Origin of the sequence: Chryseobacterium vietnamense (genome assembly GCF_031454475.1) — a bacterium.
Taxonomy (GTDB): Bacteria; Bacteroidota; Bacteroidia; order Flavobacteriales; family Weeksellaceae; genus Chryseobacterium; species Chryseobacterium vietnamense.
Genome location: NZ_JAVDQX010000007.1, coordinates 71,208 through 86,542, shown reverse-complemented (window position 1 = coordinate 86,542; position 15,335 = coordinate 71,208). Strand labels below are relative to the sequence as shown.

The 15,335-nt window shown below is 36.4% G+C and carries 14 protein-coding genes; 3 read left to right on the top strand and 11 right to left on the bottom strand.

Going from position 1 to position 15,335, the window contains the following annotated elements:
* Window positions 1-2 precede the first annotated feature (2 nt).
* A complete protein-coding gene (locus J2786_RS21310; protein ID WP_310026700.1) occupies window positions 3-2,948 on the bottom strand; it encodes a SusC/RagA family TonB-linked outer membrane protein in 2,946 nt (981 codons plus the stop codon).
* 440 nt (window positions 2,949-3,388) lie between these two features.
* Window positions 3,389-4,153, bottom strand: coding sequence for an enoyl-CoA hydratase/isomerase family protein (locus tag J2786_RS21305; protein ID WP_047429191.1), 765 nt, complete (start codon window positions 4,151-4,153; stop codon window positions 3,389-3,391).
* A 257-nt stretch (window positions 4,154-4,410) separates the two neighbouring features.
* On the opposite strand from J2786_RS21305, the gene J2786_RS21300 reads away from it, so the two are divergent.
* Window positions 4,411-4,962, top strand: a complete 552-nt coding sequence (locus J2786_RS21300; RefSeq protein ID WP_047429188.1) for a phage tail protein — start codon at window positions 4,411-4,413, stop codon at window positions 4,960-4,962.
* 36 nt (window positions 4,963-4,998) lie between these two features.
* On the top strand, window positions 4,999-5,820 hold the full coding sequence (locus J2786_RS21295; RefSeq protein WP_052186898.1) for a T9SS type A sorting domain-containing protein: 822 nt from the start codon (window positions 4,999-5,001) through the stop codon (window positions 5,818-5,820).
* An 81-nt stretch (window positions 5,821-5,901) separates the two neighbouring features.
* Here the strand turns inward: J2786_RS21295 and J2786_RS21290 are convergent, their stop codons facing one another.
* The gene (locus J2786_RS21290; RefSeq protein WP_047429186.1) at window positions 5,902-6,588 is read right to left on the bottom strand and encodes an SMUG2 DNA glycosylase family protein; all 687 of its coding nucleotides are present in this window, start codon (window positions 6,586-6,588) and stop codon (window positions 5,902-5,904) included.
* A 2-nt stretch (window positions 6,589-6,590) separates the two neighbouring features.
* A complete protein-coding gene (locus J2786_RS21285; protein ID WP_052186896.1) occupies window positions 6,591-7,361 on the bottom strand; it encodes a DUF4241 domain-containing protein in 771 nt (256 codons plus the stop codon).
* A 233-nt stretch (window positions 7,362-7,594) separates the two neighbouring features.
* Between J2786_RS21285 and J2786_RS21280 the strand changes: the two genes are divergently transcribed.
* On the top strand, window positions 7,595-8,272 hold the full coding sequence (locus J2786_RS21280; RefSeq protein ID WP_047429184.1) for a CPBP family intramembrane glutamic endopeptidase: 678 nt from the start codon (window positions 7,595-7,597) through the stop codon (window positions 8,270-8,272).
* A 59-nt stretch (window positions 8,273-8,331) separates the two neighbouring features.
* Here the strand turns inward: J2786_RS21280 and J2786_RS21275 are convergent, their stop codons facing one another.
* The 7 genes from J2786_RS21275 to J2786_RS21245 all read right to left on the bottom strand — a co-directional run bounded on the left by J2786_RS21275 (window position 8,332) and on the right by J2786_RS21245 (window position 15,332).
* A complete protein-coding gene (locus J2786_RS21275; RefSeq protein ID WP_310026691.1) occupies window positions 8,332-8,493 on the bottom strand; it encodes a bacteriocin-like protein in 162 nt (53 codons plus the stop codon).
* A 134-nt stretch (window positions 8,494-8,627) separates the two neighbouring features.
* Window positions 8,628-11,123 (bottom strand): phenylacetic acid degradation bifunctional protein PaaZ, encoded by a 2,496-nt coding sequence (gene paaZ / locus J2786_RS21270; RefSeq protein WP_047429182.1) that lies wholly within the window; start codon window positions 11,121-11,123, stop codon window positions 8,628-8,630.
* Between the two features lie 294 nt (window positions 11,124-11,417).
* The gene (locus J2786_RS21265) at window positions 11,418-12,245 is read right to left on the bottom strand and encodes an alpha/beta hydrolase (protein ID WP_047429180.1); all 828 of its coding nucleotides are present in this window, start codon (window positions 12,243-12,245) and stop codon (window positions 11,418-11,420) included.
* Window positions 12,246-12,303: 58 nt separating this feature from the next.
* Window positions 12,304-12,882 carry a hypothetical protein gene (locus J2786_RS21260; RefSeq protein ID WP_047429177.1) on the bottom strand — a complete coding sequence of 193 codons (579 nt, stop codon included), beginning with the start codon at window positions 12,880-12,882 and terminating at the stop codon, window positions 12,304-12,306.
* A gap of 96 nt (window positions 12,883-12,978) precedes the next feature.
* A complete protein-coding gene (locus J2786_RS21255; protein ID WP_047429267.1) occupies window positions 12,979-13,572 on the bottom strand; it encodes an acyltransferase in 594 nt (197 codons plus the stop codon).
* 95 nt (window positions 13,573-13,667) lie between these two features.
* Window positions 13,668-14,873 carry a 3-oxoadipyl-CoA thiolase gene (gene pcaF / locus J2786_RS21250; RefSeq protein ID WP_047429175.1) on the bottom strand — a complete coding sequence of 402 codons (1,206 nt, stop codon included), beginning with the start codon at window positions 14,871-14,873 and terminating at the stop codon, window positions 13,668-13,670.
* Between the two features lie 45 nt (window positions 14,874-14,918).
* Window positions 14,919-15,332 carry a PaaI family thioesterase gene (locus J2786_RS21245; RefSeq protein WP_047429174.1) on the bottom strand — a complete coding sequence of 138 codons (414 nt, stop codon included), beginning with the start codon at window positions 15,330-15,332 and terminating at the stop codon, window positions 14,919-14,921.
* Between the last annotated feature and the right edge of the window lie 3 nt (window positions 15,333-15,335).

Genomic DNA, 15,335 nt, shown 5'->3' with positions numbered 1-15,335 from the left:
TTTTAAAAAGATACATTAAATCCTATTGTTACCACTCTCGCCGGAGTATATCTGTTTGATGCAGTACCGTTAAATGCCTGAGATGGCTCCAACCCTTTTCTTGCTGTTTTGCTCCATAAATTTTCACCGGAAACAAGGATTCTTAATCCTAAAACTCCAAGCTGTGATAAAGTTTCTGGGCTGAAATTATAACTTAAAGTAGCCTGTCTAAATGTAATAAAATTCGAACTTACCAGCCATCTTGAATTGTTACCAATATTTGAGCTTGTATATGTTATAGAGTTCAATGCTGGAACATCTGTGATCTGCCCCGGAGTTGTCCATCTGTCCAAAATATCCGGACTTAATGCTCCACCTTGTGAGTAACTAGACATCAGGGCAGCATAGTTGGAATCATATGTTTTTCCTCCTAACTGATAAGTAAATAATGCTGATAATGACCATTGTTTATAGGTAATAGATGTTCCAAAGCTACCAAATAAATCTGGAATTGCCGTTCCCGAGTAATCGAATTTGGCTTTACTGGAATTGGTTGTCACTTTTGTACCATTCACTGTTCTGATATCAGCAGCTGTTGTATTAGCATATGCATCAGCTACCAGGAATAAAGGAGAACCGTCAGCCGGATCTACCCCATACCATTGTCTTAACCAATAATCATATACTGAGTGTCCTACAGAAATTCTCTTGGTTCCATTGATAATTTCAGTAATACCGTTAGATAGTTCTGTTATCTGATTTTTAAGCGTAGATGCATTGGCATTAATATTCCATGTAAAATTTTGATTTTTAATCACGTCTGCATTAATACTGAATTCGAATCCGCGGTTATACATAGTTCCTACATTTCTGCTAATTGTATTATCCGGAACTCCAGCAGAAACCGGAAGAGGAACCGGGAAGATCAGATCTTCAGTAACCCTGTTATAGTACTCTACTGAACCTGTAATTCTATTATTTAAAAAACCAAAATCAATTCCTACATCGGTTTGTTTGTTAGCTTCCCAGGTAATAGAAGGATCTGCCAAGAAACCAAATAGAATTCCTGGCTCCTGAGCATTATTATACCCTAAGGTATAAGTACTCTTGTACATATAATAACTATTTGTTCCGTCGTTCCCAACTTCACCATATGATCCTCTCAATTTCAATTCGCTGATAAGATTAGAATTACTTAAGAACTCTTCTCCTTTCAGCCTCCATCCTGCACCTATAGACCAGAATGAATCCCATCTTACATCTTTGGCAAATCTGGACGAACCATCCCAACGGATAGATCCTGAAAGTAAATATTTAGATTTATAATCATAGTTCAATCTTGAAAACACTCCTTCTTTTCTATAATTGTCGGAACGGGAAGTAAGAGATGCTGGAGTAACAAAGTTGACCAATTCATCATTATCATCTACAATCTGTCCTTTTTTATATCCATACAGATACTCATAAGTGTATTTATAATTTTCATGTCCCAAAAGAAATTCAAAATTATGATCTCCGAATTTTCTTTTGTAATTTAAGAGTTGGTTCCAGGTGAAAGTCTGTTCTGTAAAGCTAAATTTTTCTGCCGAACCTAACGGAGCTGCATCCCCTATAAGTTTGTTTCCGTAGGTACTTCTTCTGTTATTTCTGATATCATATCCGGCATTAGTGGAAAGTGTAAGATACGGATTCACTTTAAGTTCAGCGTAGGCTCTGGATATGATATAATAGTTCTTAGAAAGATCTTTATTTAAAAGCGTCTCCTGAATTACGTTTCTTCCTGCAGCAGCATCAACTCCTCTTGCGTTTCCTGCATCATAAACTACGTTTCCGGCATTGTCATAAAGGGTAGCAAATGTAGTAGGATCATGAGCATAGGGGCTGTAAATAGGTCCCATTGTTCTTGTCCATCTGTATGGGTTGATATAAGCTGAATTATTATCAGCACCATCTATAGAATTATTTCCGTTAGAAGACACTCCACTGATACTTGTTCCTAATTTTAACCAGCTTTTAACCTGGGAATCTACTTTTAATCTTGCCGTAAACCTTTCAAAATCTGATTTAATAAGATATCCTGTTTCATTGGTGTATCCTACTGAAGAAAAGTAAGTAGTTGTGTTGCTTCCTCCACTGTAATTTAATTCATAATTCTGTCTGAAACCCGTATTCATTAAAGGTTTCTGCCAGTCTAAATCGGTATATTTAAATTTAGCATCGGAATTTAAAACACCATTTACCACCAATTGATTATCTGGCACATTAAAAACATTGGTTTTCAGAACACCTGAAATCAATTGTGCCGTGGCATAAGCATTGGCATCTGCTACAGTAGTACCTGGTATAGAGGTCATTCTACCATTTCTTATTGCCTCCCAAACAAGAGGATAATATTGATAAGCATTCACCCTGTCATATTCCGGGATTGATCTTCCAACTGCTCCGGTACTCATACTAAAGTTGAAGGCATCTTTTCCTTTTCTACCTGATTTTGTAGTGATCAAAACAACACCATTAGCTGCAGCAGAACCATACAAAGAAGTAGAAGCAGCATCTTTCAGAATATTGAATGATGCAATATCATTAGGGTTGATAGCTGCAAGGGAACCGGTATATATAGCACCGTCTACAACGTATAGGGGCGATGTTGAAATTCCATAAGAACCTATCCCACGGATCTGGATACTCGGTGAGCTTCCTGGCTGTCCTGTACCGGTACTTACTTTTACACCGGCACTGGCTCCATCCAAAGCCTGTCCGATGCTTGTAATCGGTCGATCAGCAAACTGCTTCGCCTTTACTTCAGTATTGGAGCCAACCATCGTTTCTCTTTTCTGACTTCCGTAAGCTACTACAACGATTTCATCAATCTTAGTATCCTGTGGTATTGTATCCCGTTTTGTCTTCTGGGCCTCTACCACATGTCCTCCCACAAAGAACAGTACAGCAGTACTTAATATTAATTTCATTTTCATATTTAACACATTTTAACAGTATGAACGCAAATATATGTAATAAAAAATAATAAAAAGCTAATAAAAAAGAACTTTAATTGAAACAAACATAATTAGTTAATATTTTTAACTAATTAGAATGTATTAATTAAAAAAATAAGTTAAAATTTAAATAAAATAGTGCACCAAAAATCAAACACTTATTTAAAATTAGTTAAAATACTATCAATAACTCATAAAAAACATTATTTATTTAAATAAAAAATCACATTAAGTGAAATAAAGTAATGATAACACAATACAAAGACATAAGTATAATATACTATAGTTTCCGCTTATTAAAAAAAATCAAACTATCATCATACAGCCACAGTAAAGCATAAAAAAATCCGCAGAATTTCTACGGATAATATTTTGGATCGGAATCCAATTATTTTCGAATCATTAAAAGCAAGTTACTTTGCCCTTAACTTTTCTTTGATGGATTCAATATTTTTCTTGGCTGAATCCTCCAGAATAAGACTTGCACTCATATGAATCCTTGCTGGCATTAGCTCATTGAAGTGATCTGTTCCTTCCCATGAAACTTTTTTAATTAATGCCAAAGCATCGCTGCTTCTTGATGCTAAAGTCTGTAAAAACTTCTCCAGCTTTTCATCCATTTCCTCAATAGTACCTGAAACAGAATGATAAATATTATGCTGTTCAGCCCATTCAGAAGATCTGAAGTCTGCATCAATTGCCATCGCAGAGAATTGTGATTTACCGATTTTTCTTTCAACATAAGGACCAATTACAAAAGGCCCGATTCCAAGATTAATTTCTGTAAGCGCCAGAGCTGAATCCTTAGTAGCAAAACAATAATCTGCTCCGCAAGCAATTCCGACTCCTCCTCCGGTAGTTTTCCCCTGAACTCTTACGACTACAATTTTCCCACAGTTTCTCATTGCATTTAAAACTTTAGCAAAACCTCCGAAAAATTTCGTGGAAGCTTCCAGTTCCTCAATGGCTAAAAGCTCATCAAAACTTGCTCCTGCACAAAAAGCTTTCTCACCTGCACTTTTTACTAAAATAGCTTTTACCTCTTCTTTTGCTCCTTCTTCAAGAATCGTTTCTGCCAGTTTTTCTAAAATTGCTCCCGGAAGTGAATTACTTTTTGGTGTACCGAAAGTGATTTCGGCAATATTATTTTTAATTTCTGATGCTACAAATTCGCTCATTTTTATTTTTATTGGATTCTTACAAAAATACGAAATACAGCTCGTTCAGAGAAACTTAAAGCATAAATTTTCTTTTTACATCCGCACACTTCAGGACATTACTACGTAGAAATACGGAGTTTTTAATTTGGTATTTTCTACTCTAGTACCTGCCTGATATTAATTGTTCCTTTGAACTGAGAATTAATAACCAAAAGGCGGAGTCTGAAAAGCCTGTAAAAAGAGTAAGAAATCTAAAAACTAAAAAACATATTACCATGGACGAGTACATTGGAATTGTAAAATTATTTGCAGGAAATTTTGCACCCAGAGGCTGGATGTTTTGCGACGGAAGTCTAATAAGCATTTCAAGAAATTCTGCCCTATTCTCTATTTTAGGAACAACTTATGGCGGAGACGGCATTACTACTTTTGCCCTGCCTAATTTAAAAGGGCGTATGGCTTTGGGAGCAGGAAACGTAAATGCCAACCAATTTTATCCCTTAGGAGTAGTATCAGGGACTACACAGAACACCCTTTTAACTTCAAACCTTCCAAGCATCGGAGGTGGTTTTCAATTGAAAGTAGCTAATAAAAATGCCAACTCATCAACCCCTACCGCCACATCATCTATTGCTATTTCAGGAACGCAGGTAGGGAGAGATTTCAACGTGGTGTCAAGCTTTATAAATGATTCTAATCCTGACACCGTGATTAACGGACAAAGCATTTCTTTTGTAGGACAAAATTTACCAGTGAATAATATGCCTCCTTATCTGGGTTTAAATTATATCATTTGTGTTGAAGGTATTTACCCACCAAGGGACTAATATCATATAAATAACCTAACATTTAAAACAAACATCATGAAAAGCACTACTTTTTTAACAATCTGTAGTCTGCTCATTTCAATTTTTTCATTCGGGCAGACCAGTACAGAACAATTTGAAACGGAATCACACGGGAGTACAAGCTTCACTGACAATGGAGTCATTTTCAACATCATTTCACATGTAAGTGTTTTTGACATTCAGGGGAATTTCCCGGGAACAGGCTGGAGCGGAACAGCGAATGATAACAGATACATTGACAATTCCAACGACACACAGTCTCCGCCATCATTCAGTATTAAAACAACTTCAAATTTATTTAAAGTAAACAGATTCTGGATGTACCTTTCCGCATTGAATCTTGACCTTAATGTTTCAGGAACTCTGACGGTAACAGGAAAACTAAGCGGTGTAACAAAATTTACCCAAACAAAAACGACCGGATTTGCTACAAGCTTAGGTAGTACGAACGGATATACTTTGATTGATCTTACCAACTTAAACGGCCAAAACTACTCAAATATCGTGATTGATGAACTGCAGGTTACTGCAAACGGAGCTTTCCGATATGTAGGTTTGGATGCTTTTACCTGGGTAAAAGACAGCAATCTGGTATTGGCCACTTCTGAAACTAAAAGCATTAAAAAAGACCTGACTGTTTACCCTAATCCAACCCATGGGCCAATTTCTATCACTACAGAAAAAGCCAGTGAAGCTAAAATCTATAGCCTGGATGGTAAAATGATGAAAACTGTACAAACTCAAAAGGGGAATAATGAAATCAATATTTCAGAGCTTCCAAAAGGAGTTTATATTATTAAAACAGCAACAGAATCTACCAAGGTCATTAAAAACTAATATCAAGAGTTTTCACAAATTTCATATTCCATAAAGATTCTAATTCATGAATGACAAATCCCTTTCGACGAAGGGATTTTGTCACTTTTTTAAAGCTAAAATATACTTGTCTATATAAAGCTGTTTTTCTTTCAATTTGTACTGTTGGATATATCTTGGATGCTCCAGAACAGTCATTCTATCGAACAGTTTTGCTTCGTTATTTAATTTTGAAATAAAATCAGCATTCTTTTTACCCAGAATAAAAACTTCTGAGGTATCCAGATTCAGGCTGATATGTTTCTTCAGGGATTCAATCATAAAGTCTTTTACCGCTTCAAAAAGCCTTTTGTCATCGTAGTAATTGGCATTAAGCCATCCGTTTTTTGTTTTCTTTACGATAGCTAACGGAAATGGAGAATTGATATAGATATCTTTATAAAAAAGATCAGCTCCCCCATAATCTTCAATCATATCATACATGAATACCGAAGAAATTTCATGGGTATGGGCAGATTCCATTTTGATCCCGCAGACACTTTCCAGTCTTTTTGTATCGGTAAACGGAACTCCGGTTACTCCAGCTCCATGACGGCTCGGATTGATTCCAATGATAAATTTTCTTCTGGACGAATCATTATAATATTTATGATAAAACTTCTGCATTACCGTTAATGTTTCGGGATTATCCAGATAGGGATTCAAAACATCAAAACCTTCAGGTAAATTTCCTGTATAGCTCAGGTTTTCATTGAACGCAATAACATGGTCTGCGAAAGTTCTGTTCATATTTAGTTTTTAGAAAAAATAAAATGTTCAGGTTGGTCGTCTTCACTGTCGTCCTCTTCATCTTCTTCACTTAAAGCCAATTCAATATCAATAAATTGAATGTATAAACCGCAAATTTCTTCGTTAGCATCATAAGCAAAGTATACAGGGTAAGTACCGTCGCCAAAGCCGCTAGCAAACATCGGAATGTGATAGCTGGTATCAGGAATCATCCAGTTGATCCAGTCTCCCGCTTCTCTCTGATTGGTAGGGTTATCTTTGTAGCTTTGTGAAAAAAGCCCGGCGAAATAATCATCATAGACATTGTTGACATCTATTTTATCTATAAATTGATCCACAAAAGGAAGAACCTCTTTATCCGTAATACATCCTAAGCCAGCATCCACGGCGAAACCAAAATAATCATCTTCAGCTACGTCCTCCAATTCTTCAATTCCTACTAAAGCTTCTCTGTAAACAACAGGTTTTTCTTTAGTAAATTCAACTTTTACAACAGCATATCTTTCTCCCCAATCTTCAGATTTTACCACGGCAATGGTCACAGGAAAATCTCCTTTCGGAGCCTGAATAAAATAAGGAGATTGATTGGCATTCAGAGAAACCAACGGATCTCTTACCACCACTTTTCCTGAAGGAAGAGAAACATTTCCGATTTCCATCGTCTCCATTTTCTGTCCAAGAATTTCATCAGAAGTAAAATACGTTTCGAGATCTGTAGGACAAATCAAAATATTTTTCACTTCTTCCCACTTTTGCATCCAGTTTTGGTTCATTGCTCTTGATTTTATGATTGAATTTTAAAATTAGTACTTTTTTATAAGAGAAAGACGCCGCCGCCCATAAGAATCTATTATAAATTATCATGCACTTCGATAATTTATTGATAAAAAAGATACTGAATCATCATATTTTATAATCCTATTCTTAAGTTTTAATTCATATTTATTTTTTTATTATATTCGTTTTCAATGAAATAGAAATTTCATCCAACTAAAACTTTTAACCCATGATTGGAATTATCATTGAGCTTATCAGTTCCTGGCTTCTCCTGAAGTTTATAGCAAAAAAGGATCTTTCTGTTTTAGGATTTAAACCTAACCCAACTAGATTGATTCATTGGAGTATTGGTTTTCTTTTGGCTGCAGCGATTTGCAGTCTTTACCACATTATGACAACGGCATTTATCAATAACAGCTGGATTCTGAATAAGCACTTCACATTTTCTGCAGCGTTAATGAGCTCATGGTGGGTTGTAAAGTCTGTATTGTTTGAAGAATTACTTTTCAGAGGTGCTTTACTGTATCTTGCTATTGAAAAATGGGGAACGACAAAAGCCTGTGTTTTATCTGCAGCCTGCTTTGGAATTTACCACTGGTTTTCTTATAATGCATTAGGAAATCCTTTTCAGATGGGAATTATTCTTGTGATGACAGCCATCTTTGGGTGGATGCTTGCAGTTTCTTTTGCTAAAACCAAATCTCTGTACCTTCCTATAGGTCTCCATCTGGGCTGGAATTTGTTTAATATTGTCATATTCTCAAATGGACCGCTAGGCAAACAGTTCTTTATGAAAGCTAATGAGAACCACCTTGAAGGAATTCCGTCACTTCTTGTTTTTTTGTTTCAGATATTGGCTTTGCCTCTTTTAGTGTATGGATATTTTAAGCTTAAAAAGACATTATAAAAAAAGCTACAAATCACAGAGAATTGCAGCTTTATGTATTGTTTTAAGTTAAAAAAAATCTAAGAATCGGCACATATATAACATGCCCTTGCAATATCAGGCCATCTTCCAGGAAGACAACAGCTTCCGGGAGGACAAGGATTAAGGGTACAAGACCAGTTTGGTCCGGAGCCTTTAAGAGATCTCAACTCATGTCTTGAAAGTTTTTTTAAGTTTTTCATAGTGGTTTGTTTTGATGTTCTCTCCTACTCTATATGCTTTTCGGATTTCGCCTACTAAAGTTAATCATTTTTAATTATAATAAAAAAATCCCTTCCAATTACTGAAAGGGATTTTAGATTTATATTTTTTTGAATTAAATTAATCCAAACTGCTGGAAATGGTGCGTAAAATGCTTTTTGTGCATCAGTTCCCACATTTCTTTATTTAGTTTTCCGAATACATAATTCATGTGTTCTGCCTGTGGATTTTCTTTGTAATAGATCACAAATTTCTTCAGGTTATCCATGAATGACTGTTTTGCGGCTTCCAGATTCTTGTGTGTTGGTTCCGGAAGTGAGCCATCTTTCGGAAGAAACGGAGCTGTAAATTCTTTTGGCATTGCTCTGTGGTTGTAAAGGGAATCCTGCCATTTTTCAAGATTTTCCTCCGGGGTGAAGCATTTATCTGCTTCCGGCTCTCCAAAACTTACGAGAACTGCCTGTTCCAAATGTTCAATCATCTGCTGTGGTGACATTTTCCCCCAAAGCGCAGGAGTACTTTCTGTTAATCCATTCAACATTTTCTGAATATTTTTTACATTCAGATCAATGAAAGGGGATTGCTTTGCAACTAATGTTAAGATTGTTGCTACGCAAACTACCTCATCTCTTTGGTTTACAACTTCAACCAGCCATTTTACAACACCTGAAGGAATGTTTCTTCCTTTTACTCCTCTGTTGATTTTTTCTTTTGCTGTCAGATAAACAGTGATCGTATCTCCAGCATATACAGGTTTGAAGAAGCTGCAGTCTTCCAATCCGTAATTGGCAATTACAGGTCCTTTTTTGCCTGAAACAAACAATCCCGCTGCCGCTGAAAGAATGAAATATCCATGAGCAACAGTTTTATCAAAGATTGTACCTGTTAAACTTGTAGCATCTGTATGGGCATAGAAATGATCCCATGAAACATTGGAAAAGTTAACGATATCTGCATCTGTAACCGTTCTTCCTGCCGTTTCTAAAGAGTCTCCTACTTCCACTTCCTCAAAATATTTCTGGAAAGGATGCTTGTCTGAGAATTTTTTCTCTGCGCCCTGCTGATATATTTTGGTAATTGCTTTCAATACATCCGGTGATCCCTGAATAGCTGTTTTCTGTAAGAAGAAATGAAGACCGCTCAGTCCGCCCATTTCTTCTCCACCACCTGCTCTACCAGGACCTCCGTGCATCAATGTAGGAAGTGGTGAACCATGACCTGTACTTTCCTTGGCGTTATCTCTGTTTAATACAAAGATTCTTCCGTGTTGGGAAGCCATTTTCCAGGAAGTTTCCGCGATAAAGTTCTCGTCATGAGAAATAATAGACCCTACCAAACTTCCTTTTCCTCTTTTTGCCAGTGCAGCTGCTTCTTCAGCATCTTTATACGGCATCAATGTAGATACCGGCCCGAAAGCTTCTACATCGTGAGATATATTTTTTTCGAAAGGCTTGTCGTTCAGGAATAATTTCGGACTCATAAATGCACCATTTTCATAGTTGGCATCTACAAGTTCGTGTTTTCCGTCATAAACAAGTTCTGTTTCTGATTTTAACAGGTTTACTTTTCTCAGAACTTCCTCATACTGCTGTCTTCCCACTAAAGATCCCATTTTAGTTTCTCTGCTTAATGGGTTTCCGATTTTAGTCTGATCCAAAGCTTTAGACAGAGCATTCTGGACGTCACCGATCAAATGTTCAGGAACGATAATTCTTCTGATCGCTGTACATTTCTGTCCTGCTTTTGTCGTCATTTCGTTACGAACTTCTTTGATGAATAAATCAAATTCAGGAGTTCCCGGTTTTGCTTCCAATCCAAGGATAGAACAGTTCAGGGAATCTGCTTCCATATTGAAACGAACGGCATTTCCGGCAACCGAAGGAAGAGATTTCAACTTTCTACCTGTGTGAGCAGAGCCAGTAAACAATACAGAGTCTCCATCCTGTACATAATCTAAAATATTTCCAGGCTCTCCACATACTAACTGCACAGCACCTTCAGGTAAAACTCCACTTTCAATCATATCCTGAAATACCGCATTGGTAAGGTAAGATCCGAAAGGAGATGGTTTTACAATAGAAGGAACTCCAGCCAATAAGGAAGTAGATAGTTTTTCCAACATTCCCCACACCGGAAAGTTATAAGCATTGATCTGTACAGAAACTCCTTCACTAGGTGTTAAAATATGGGTTCCTAAGAAAGTTCCGTTAGCAGAAATCTTCTGAGTATCTCCATCTACCCAAAATGAAGTATTGGGAAGCATTCTTTTTGCCAATCCGGAATAGGTAAAGAAAGTTCCAAAACCTCCTTCGATATCCACCCAAGAATCAACGTGCGTAGCTCCCGTTTTGTATGATAAGTCATAGTATTTCTTCTTTCTTTCCAACAGGTAAAGGGCTACTTTTTTCAACATTTCCCCACGGTCGTAGAAAGTCATTGAAGAAAGGTTTTTGTATCCTACAGTTCTTCCGTAGTCAAGTGCCTGTTCAAAATTAAGCCCTTCTGTATCAGAAACAGCCACCTGCTCTCCTGTAACGGCATTATACAAAGGAACTCCGTTTCCGGTACCTTCTACCCATTGTCCGTAGATATAGTTTTTTAACTTTTCCATATAGTTTTTTTACTTTTTGCTTAGATTAATCTTTTTGATAAAGTTTCTAATAATCAAATAAGGGATAAAAAGTGCCAGCCAGCCATTTAAAATGATGACAATTTCAACAAATAACTCATAGAAATAATTTTTACGCTCTAGCTTAGCAATTACCTCATCTGATTCAACATGTTCCAAAGCATCTGAAATTCCTATTGATTCTTCTAACAGATAGCCTTAGAACATTCATAATGATTATAAATATCAATATTACAATCCAGTATTTTTTCAGAATATTCATCATTTGGAAGTAATTTATTTCGGTTCCTGATAGGGAAACATTTTCACCAATCCTTCATATAAACTTCTGTGAAGAATGGTTGCATGATTGTCTGTTTCCATCATTTTATATTCTAATGTCCAGTTTTTCTTTCCTGCTTTTTTCAAAACATCATAGAAAGCTTCGGCATCTTTTACCATCACCGGATGTTCTCCTTTCCCTACAGAAACATAGACAAACTTTTTAGTATCCGAAGATTTTGAAAGTAATTGAGGAGCCTGCTTTAAAAGGCTTTCATCATCCCACCATAAGCTTGGACTGATAATAAAATAGTTGTTGAACATTTCCGGCTTTTTCAGGAGTATTTCTGCTGCCAGAAGACCTCCCAAAGATTGCCCGAGCAAATATTTGTCAGTGGTTTTAAACTGACTTTCAACATAAGGTTTTAATTCTTTTTCAAGGAAAGCAATAAACTTATCAGAATGTCCTGTGGTAGGATAATCTTTCTGTAAGTCTTTTAAATCCGTATGAAAAGTAAAATCCCTTTTCCTGTCTACATTAGCAACTCCCACTACAATGGTTTCCGGCATGGAATACATTTGATTAAAGAATTGTACTAATCCTGTAACGTGAATAAAATCTTCATTTATGCTTCCGTCCAACAGATAGATCACCGGGTATGATTTTGTTTTATCATAGCCCTGTGGAAGATAAATATTCAACGTTCTGTCTTCATTTAACGTTTTGGACTTAATAGTCCTCACTTCTCCTATTGTAAGCGGTTTTGTTGTAACAGTTTGTGCTGATAGCGTACAGCCCACCGCAAACATTATGCTGCATGCAAGTGCAATTTTTTTAATCATATTTAATTTTATTAAACCTAACGGGTTTTAAAAACCCGTTAGGTTTGATTATTAGCAATTATTCAAAATTTAAAAAATCATATTCAATAGTAGATTGATGATAATTTCTAAAAACTTCTAACGAATCAAAATACCGCATAATCCCCTTTCTATCCAATTTACTTTCTTTTTCAGAATTTAAATATGAATTATAAGAAGAATGCTTCCATTGGTCAATTTTATTTACAAATCCGTGATTAATCGGATTATTATGAATATAATGTAAAACTTTCAATAAATATTTTTCATCTGATATTTTCCTTCGTTTTACCGCATTCAGAAAAAGAGCTCCATTTCTATTATATTTTTTGTTGTAAGCTTTAGCATAAGCATTCAATAAATTACCAAAGTGCTTCATTAAAAACTGATGCTCATTTTCACTATTCACATCATCAAAATTCTTAAATCTTAACAACAAATGAAAATGATTAGGTAACAGACAATAAGCATAAATATCAGCAACCGGAAGAATATATTTTTCAATCTTTTCCAGAAAAAACTGATAATTTGATGGTTCACGAAAAATAACTTCAGTCCCATTTACATGAGAAAAAATGTGATATGTACCTTCAAATTCAAAATTTTCTGTATTAATCATTCTTTTTAAATCTGGTATTTAATTTTGTTAAACGCAACGGGTTTTAAAAACCCGTTGCGTTTAATTATCTGCAATTATTCAAAATAAGTTATACTTTTATTTTATATCATCCCAGATGCTGTAATCCACAATTTTTGTTGGGATCTGCTGAACATATTCTGTAAAAGGCTCACAAGGCAGAATAGCTTCTTTTCCTTCTCTTGCCAGTTCCTGATAGAGTTTTGTTCCTTCTGTTTTCCAGTGAATCATTTCATCAGAAACATCACGGATAATTTTCGCAGGGCTTCCTACAACCAGCTTTCTTGGTTCACATCTGAAATTAGCCGGTACAAAAGCCAATGCTCCTACAATACTTTCGTCACCGATATATGCTTTGTCCATCACAACGGAATTCATTCCGATCAGACAGTTTTTTCCGATGTGTCCTGAGTGGATGATTGCGCCATGTCCGATGTGTGCGGATTCTTCCAGTATGGTTTCTATATTCGGGAAAACGTGAAGGGTACAGTTTTCCTGTACATTAGCTCCGTCTTTAATGATAATTTTCCCCCAGTCTCCACGAATTACCGCATTGGGACCGATATATACTTCCTCCCCTATTTCTACATTCCCGATAATGACTGCCTGCGGATGAATATAGGCAGAGGGCTTTATAATGGGACGAATCCCATGGTATGAGTAGATGTTCATAATTTTAATTTGAAAATCTGAGAATGAATTAATTTGAAAATTGCTAATGTCTTTAAACATTTTCAAATTCTCCAATCAACTCACTTTCAAATTAATTATACTTTTTCGATTACCATTGCATATCCTTGTCCTACGCCGATACAAAGGGTGCACAATGCATATTTCTTATCCTGTTTCTGAAGTTCCATTGCGGCAGAACCTACGATTCTTGCTCCGGAAACTCCCAGTGGGTGGCCAATTGCAATAGCTCCACCATTAGGATTTATTCTTGAGTCATCATCTTTTAATCCTAAACTTCTTGTCACAGCAAGTGCCTGTGCTGCGAATGCTTCGTTTAGTTCAATGATGTCCATATCTTCAAGAGAAAGATTTAGTCTCTTCAATAGCTTTTGAGTGGCTTCTACCGGACCGATTCCCATAATTCTTGGCTCTACTCCGGCTACGGAAGATCCCAGAATTTTCGCTTTTGGTTTTAAACCGTATTTTTTCACCGCTTCTTCGCTTGCTAAAATCAAAGCTGCGGCACCGTCATTCATTCCAGAAGCATTTCCTGCAGTTACCGTTCCTTCTTTTCTGAAAGCAGGACGAAGTTTTGCCAACCCTTCCATAGAGGAAGCTGGTTTAATGAATTCATCTTTTTCAAAAACAATCGGATCGCCTTTTCTCTGAGGAATCTCCACTTTTACAATTTCTTCTGCCAGTCTTCCGCTTTCCTGAGCTTTTGTAGCTTTCTGCTGAGACCAAAGGGCAAATTTATCCTGATCTTCTCTGTTGATCTGGTGGATATCTGCTAAATTTTCTGCAGTTTCTCCCATTCCATCAACCCCGTATAATTCTTTCATTTTAGGGTTGATGAAACGCCATCCGAAAGTAGTATCAAACATCTGGCTGTCTCTTCCGAAAGCAGCGCTAGGTTTTGACATTACATAAGGAGAACGCGTCATATGCTCAACGCCTCCTGCAATATAAATTTCGCCTTCACCTGCAGCAATAGAACGGAATGCATTGGCTACCGCAGACATTCCTGAAGCACATAGCCTGTTGACAGTCTCTCCACCAATTTTGTAAGGAAGACCAGCCAATAAAAGCCCCATTCTGGCAACGTTTCTGTTATCTTCACCTGCCTGATTGGCACATCCGAAAATAACGTCTTCAATTTCCTCCACAGGAACTTCAGGATTTCTTGCAACCACTTCTTTGATTACAATAGCAGCTAAATCATCTGCTCTTACTTCTGATAATCCTCCCTGTAATTTTGAGATGGGAGTTCTGACATAGTCTATGATGTATACGTTGTTCATAATTTTAATTTGAAAATGAGTCAAATTTGAGAATTTGAAAACTCTTTATAATTCTGTTACTTTTTTTCCGATTTTGTAAACTGTTCCTACAAACTTTGCAATCAACTCCTGATTTTGATTGGTAATCTGAATGTCATAAACCGCAGTTTTTCTGGTATCATTCACCAAAATACTTTCGGCTCTGAAAATATCTCCTTCCTTTCCGGCTTTGGTAAAATTGATAATACAGTTCAGCGCGACAGCAGCATCACCTGTATTGTTGGAAGAAAATGCCAGCGCAGAGTCTGCAAAAGCAAAGGTAACTCCACCATGAACTGTTTTAAGCCCGTTAATCATATCTTTCTTAATGGGCATTTCTATTAAACAGTAATTTTCTTTTACTTCAATCATTTTGATATTCATCCACTGGGAAAAATAATCCTGATTGAACATATAATCTGCTACTTGTCTTGGATTCATTTC

Coding starts and splice junctions, on each gene's coding strand:
- J2786_RS21310 (WP_310026700.1), bottom strand. CDS start 2,948: ATGAAATTAATATTAAGTACTGCTGTACTGTTCTTTGTGGGAGGACAT.
- J2786_RS21305 (WP_047429191.1), bottom strand. CDS start 4,153: ATGAGCGAATTTGTAGCATCAGAAATTAAAAATAATATTGCCGAAATC.
- J2786_RS21300 (WP_047429188.1), top strand. CDS start 4,411: ATGGACGAGTACATTGGAATTGTAAAATTATTTGCAGGAAATTTTGCA.
- J2786_RS21295 (WP_052186898.1), top strand. CDS start 4,999: ATGAAAAGCACTACTTTTTTAACAATCTGTAGTCTGCTCATTTCAATT.
- J2786_RS21290 (WP_047429186.1), bottom strand. CDS start 6,588: ATGAACAGAACTTTCGCAGACCATGTTATTGCGTTCAATGAAAACCTG.
- J2786_RS21285 (WP_052186896.1), bottom strand. CDS start 7,361: ATGAACCAAAACTGGATGCAAAAGTGGGAAGAAGTGAAAAATATTTTG.
- J2786_RS21280 (WP_047429184.1), top strand. CDS start 7,595: ATGATTGGAATTATCATTGAGCTTATCAGTTCCTGGCTTCTCCTGAAG.
- J2786_RS21275 (WP_310026691.1), bottom strand. CDS start 8,493: ATGAAAAACTTAAAAAAACTTTCAAGACATGAGTTGAGATCTCTTAAA.
- paaZ (WP_047429182.1), bottom strand. CDS start 11,123: ATGGAAAAGTTAAAAAACTATATCTACGGACAATGGGTAGAAGGTACC.
- J2786_RS21265 (WP_047429180.1), bottom strand. CDS start 12,245: ATGATTAAAAAAATTGCACTTGCATGCAGCATAATGTTTGCGGTGGGC.
- J2786_RS21260 (WP_047429177.1), bottom strand. CDS start 12,882: ATGATTAATACAGAAAATTTTGAATTTGAAGGTACATATCACATTTTT.
- J2786_RS21255 (WP_047429267.1), bottom strand. CDS start 13,572: ATGAACATCTACTCATACCATGGGATTCGTCCCATTATAAAGCCCTCT.
- pcaF (WP_047429175.1), bottom strand. CDS start 14,873: ATGAACAACGTATACATCATAGACTATGTCAGAACTCCCATCTCAAAA.
- J2786_RS21245 (WP_047429174.1), bottom strand. CDS start 15,332: ATGAATCCAAGACAAGTAGCAGATTATATGTTCAATCAGGATTATTTT.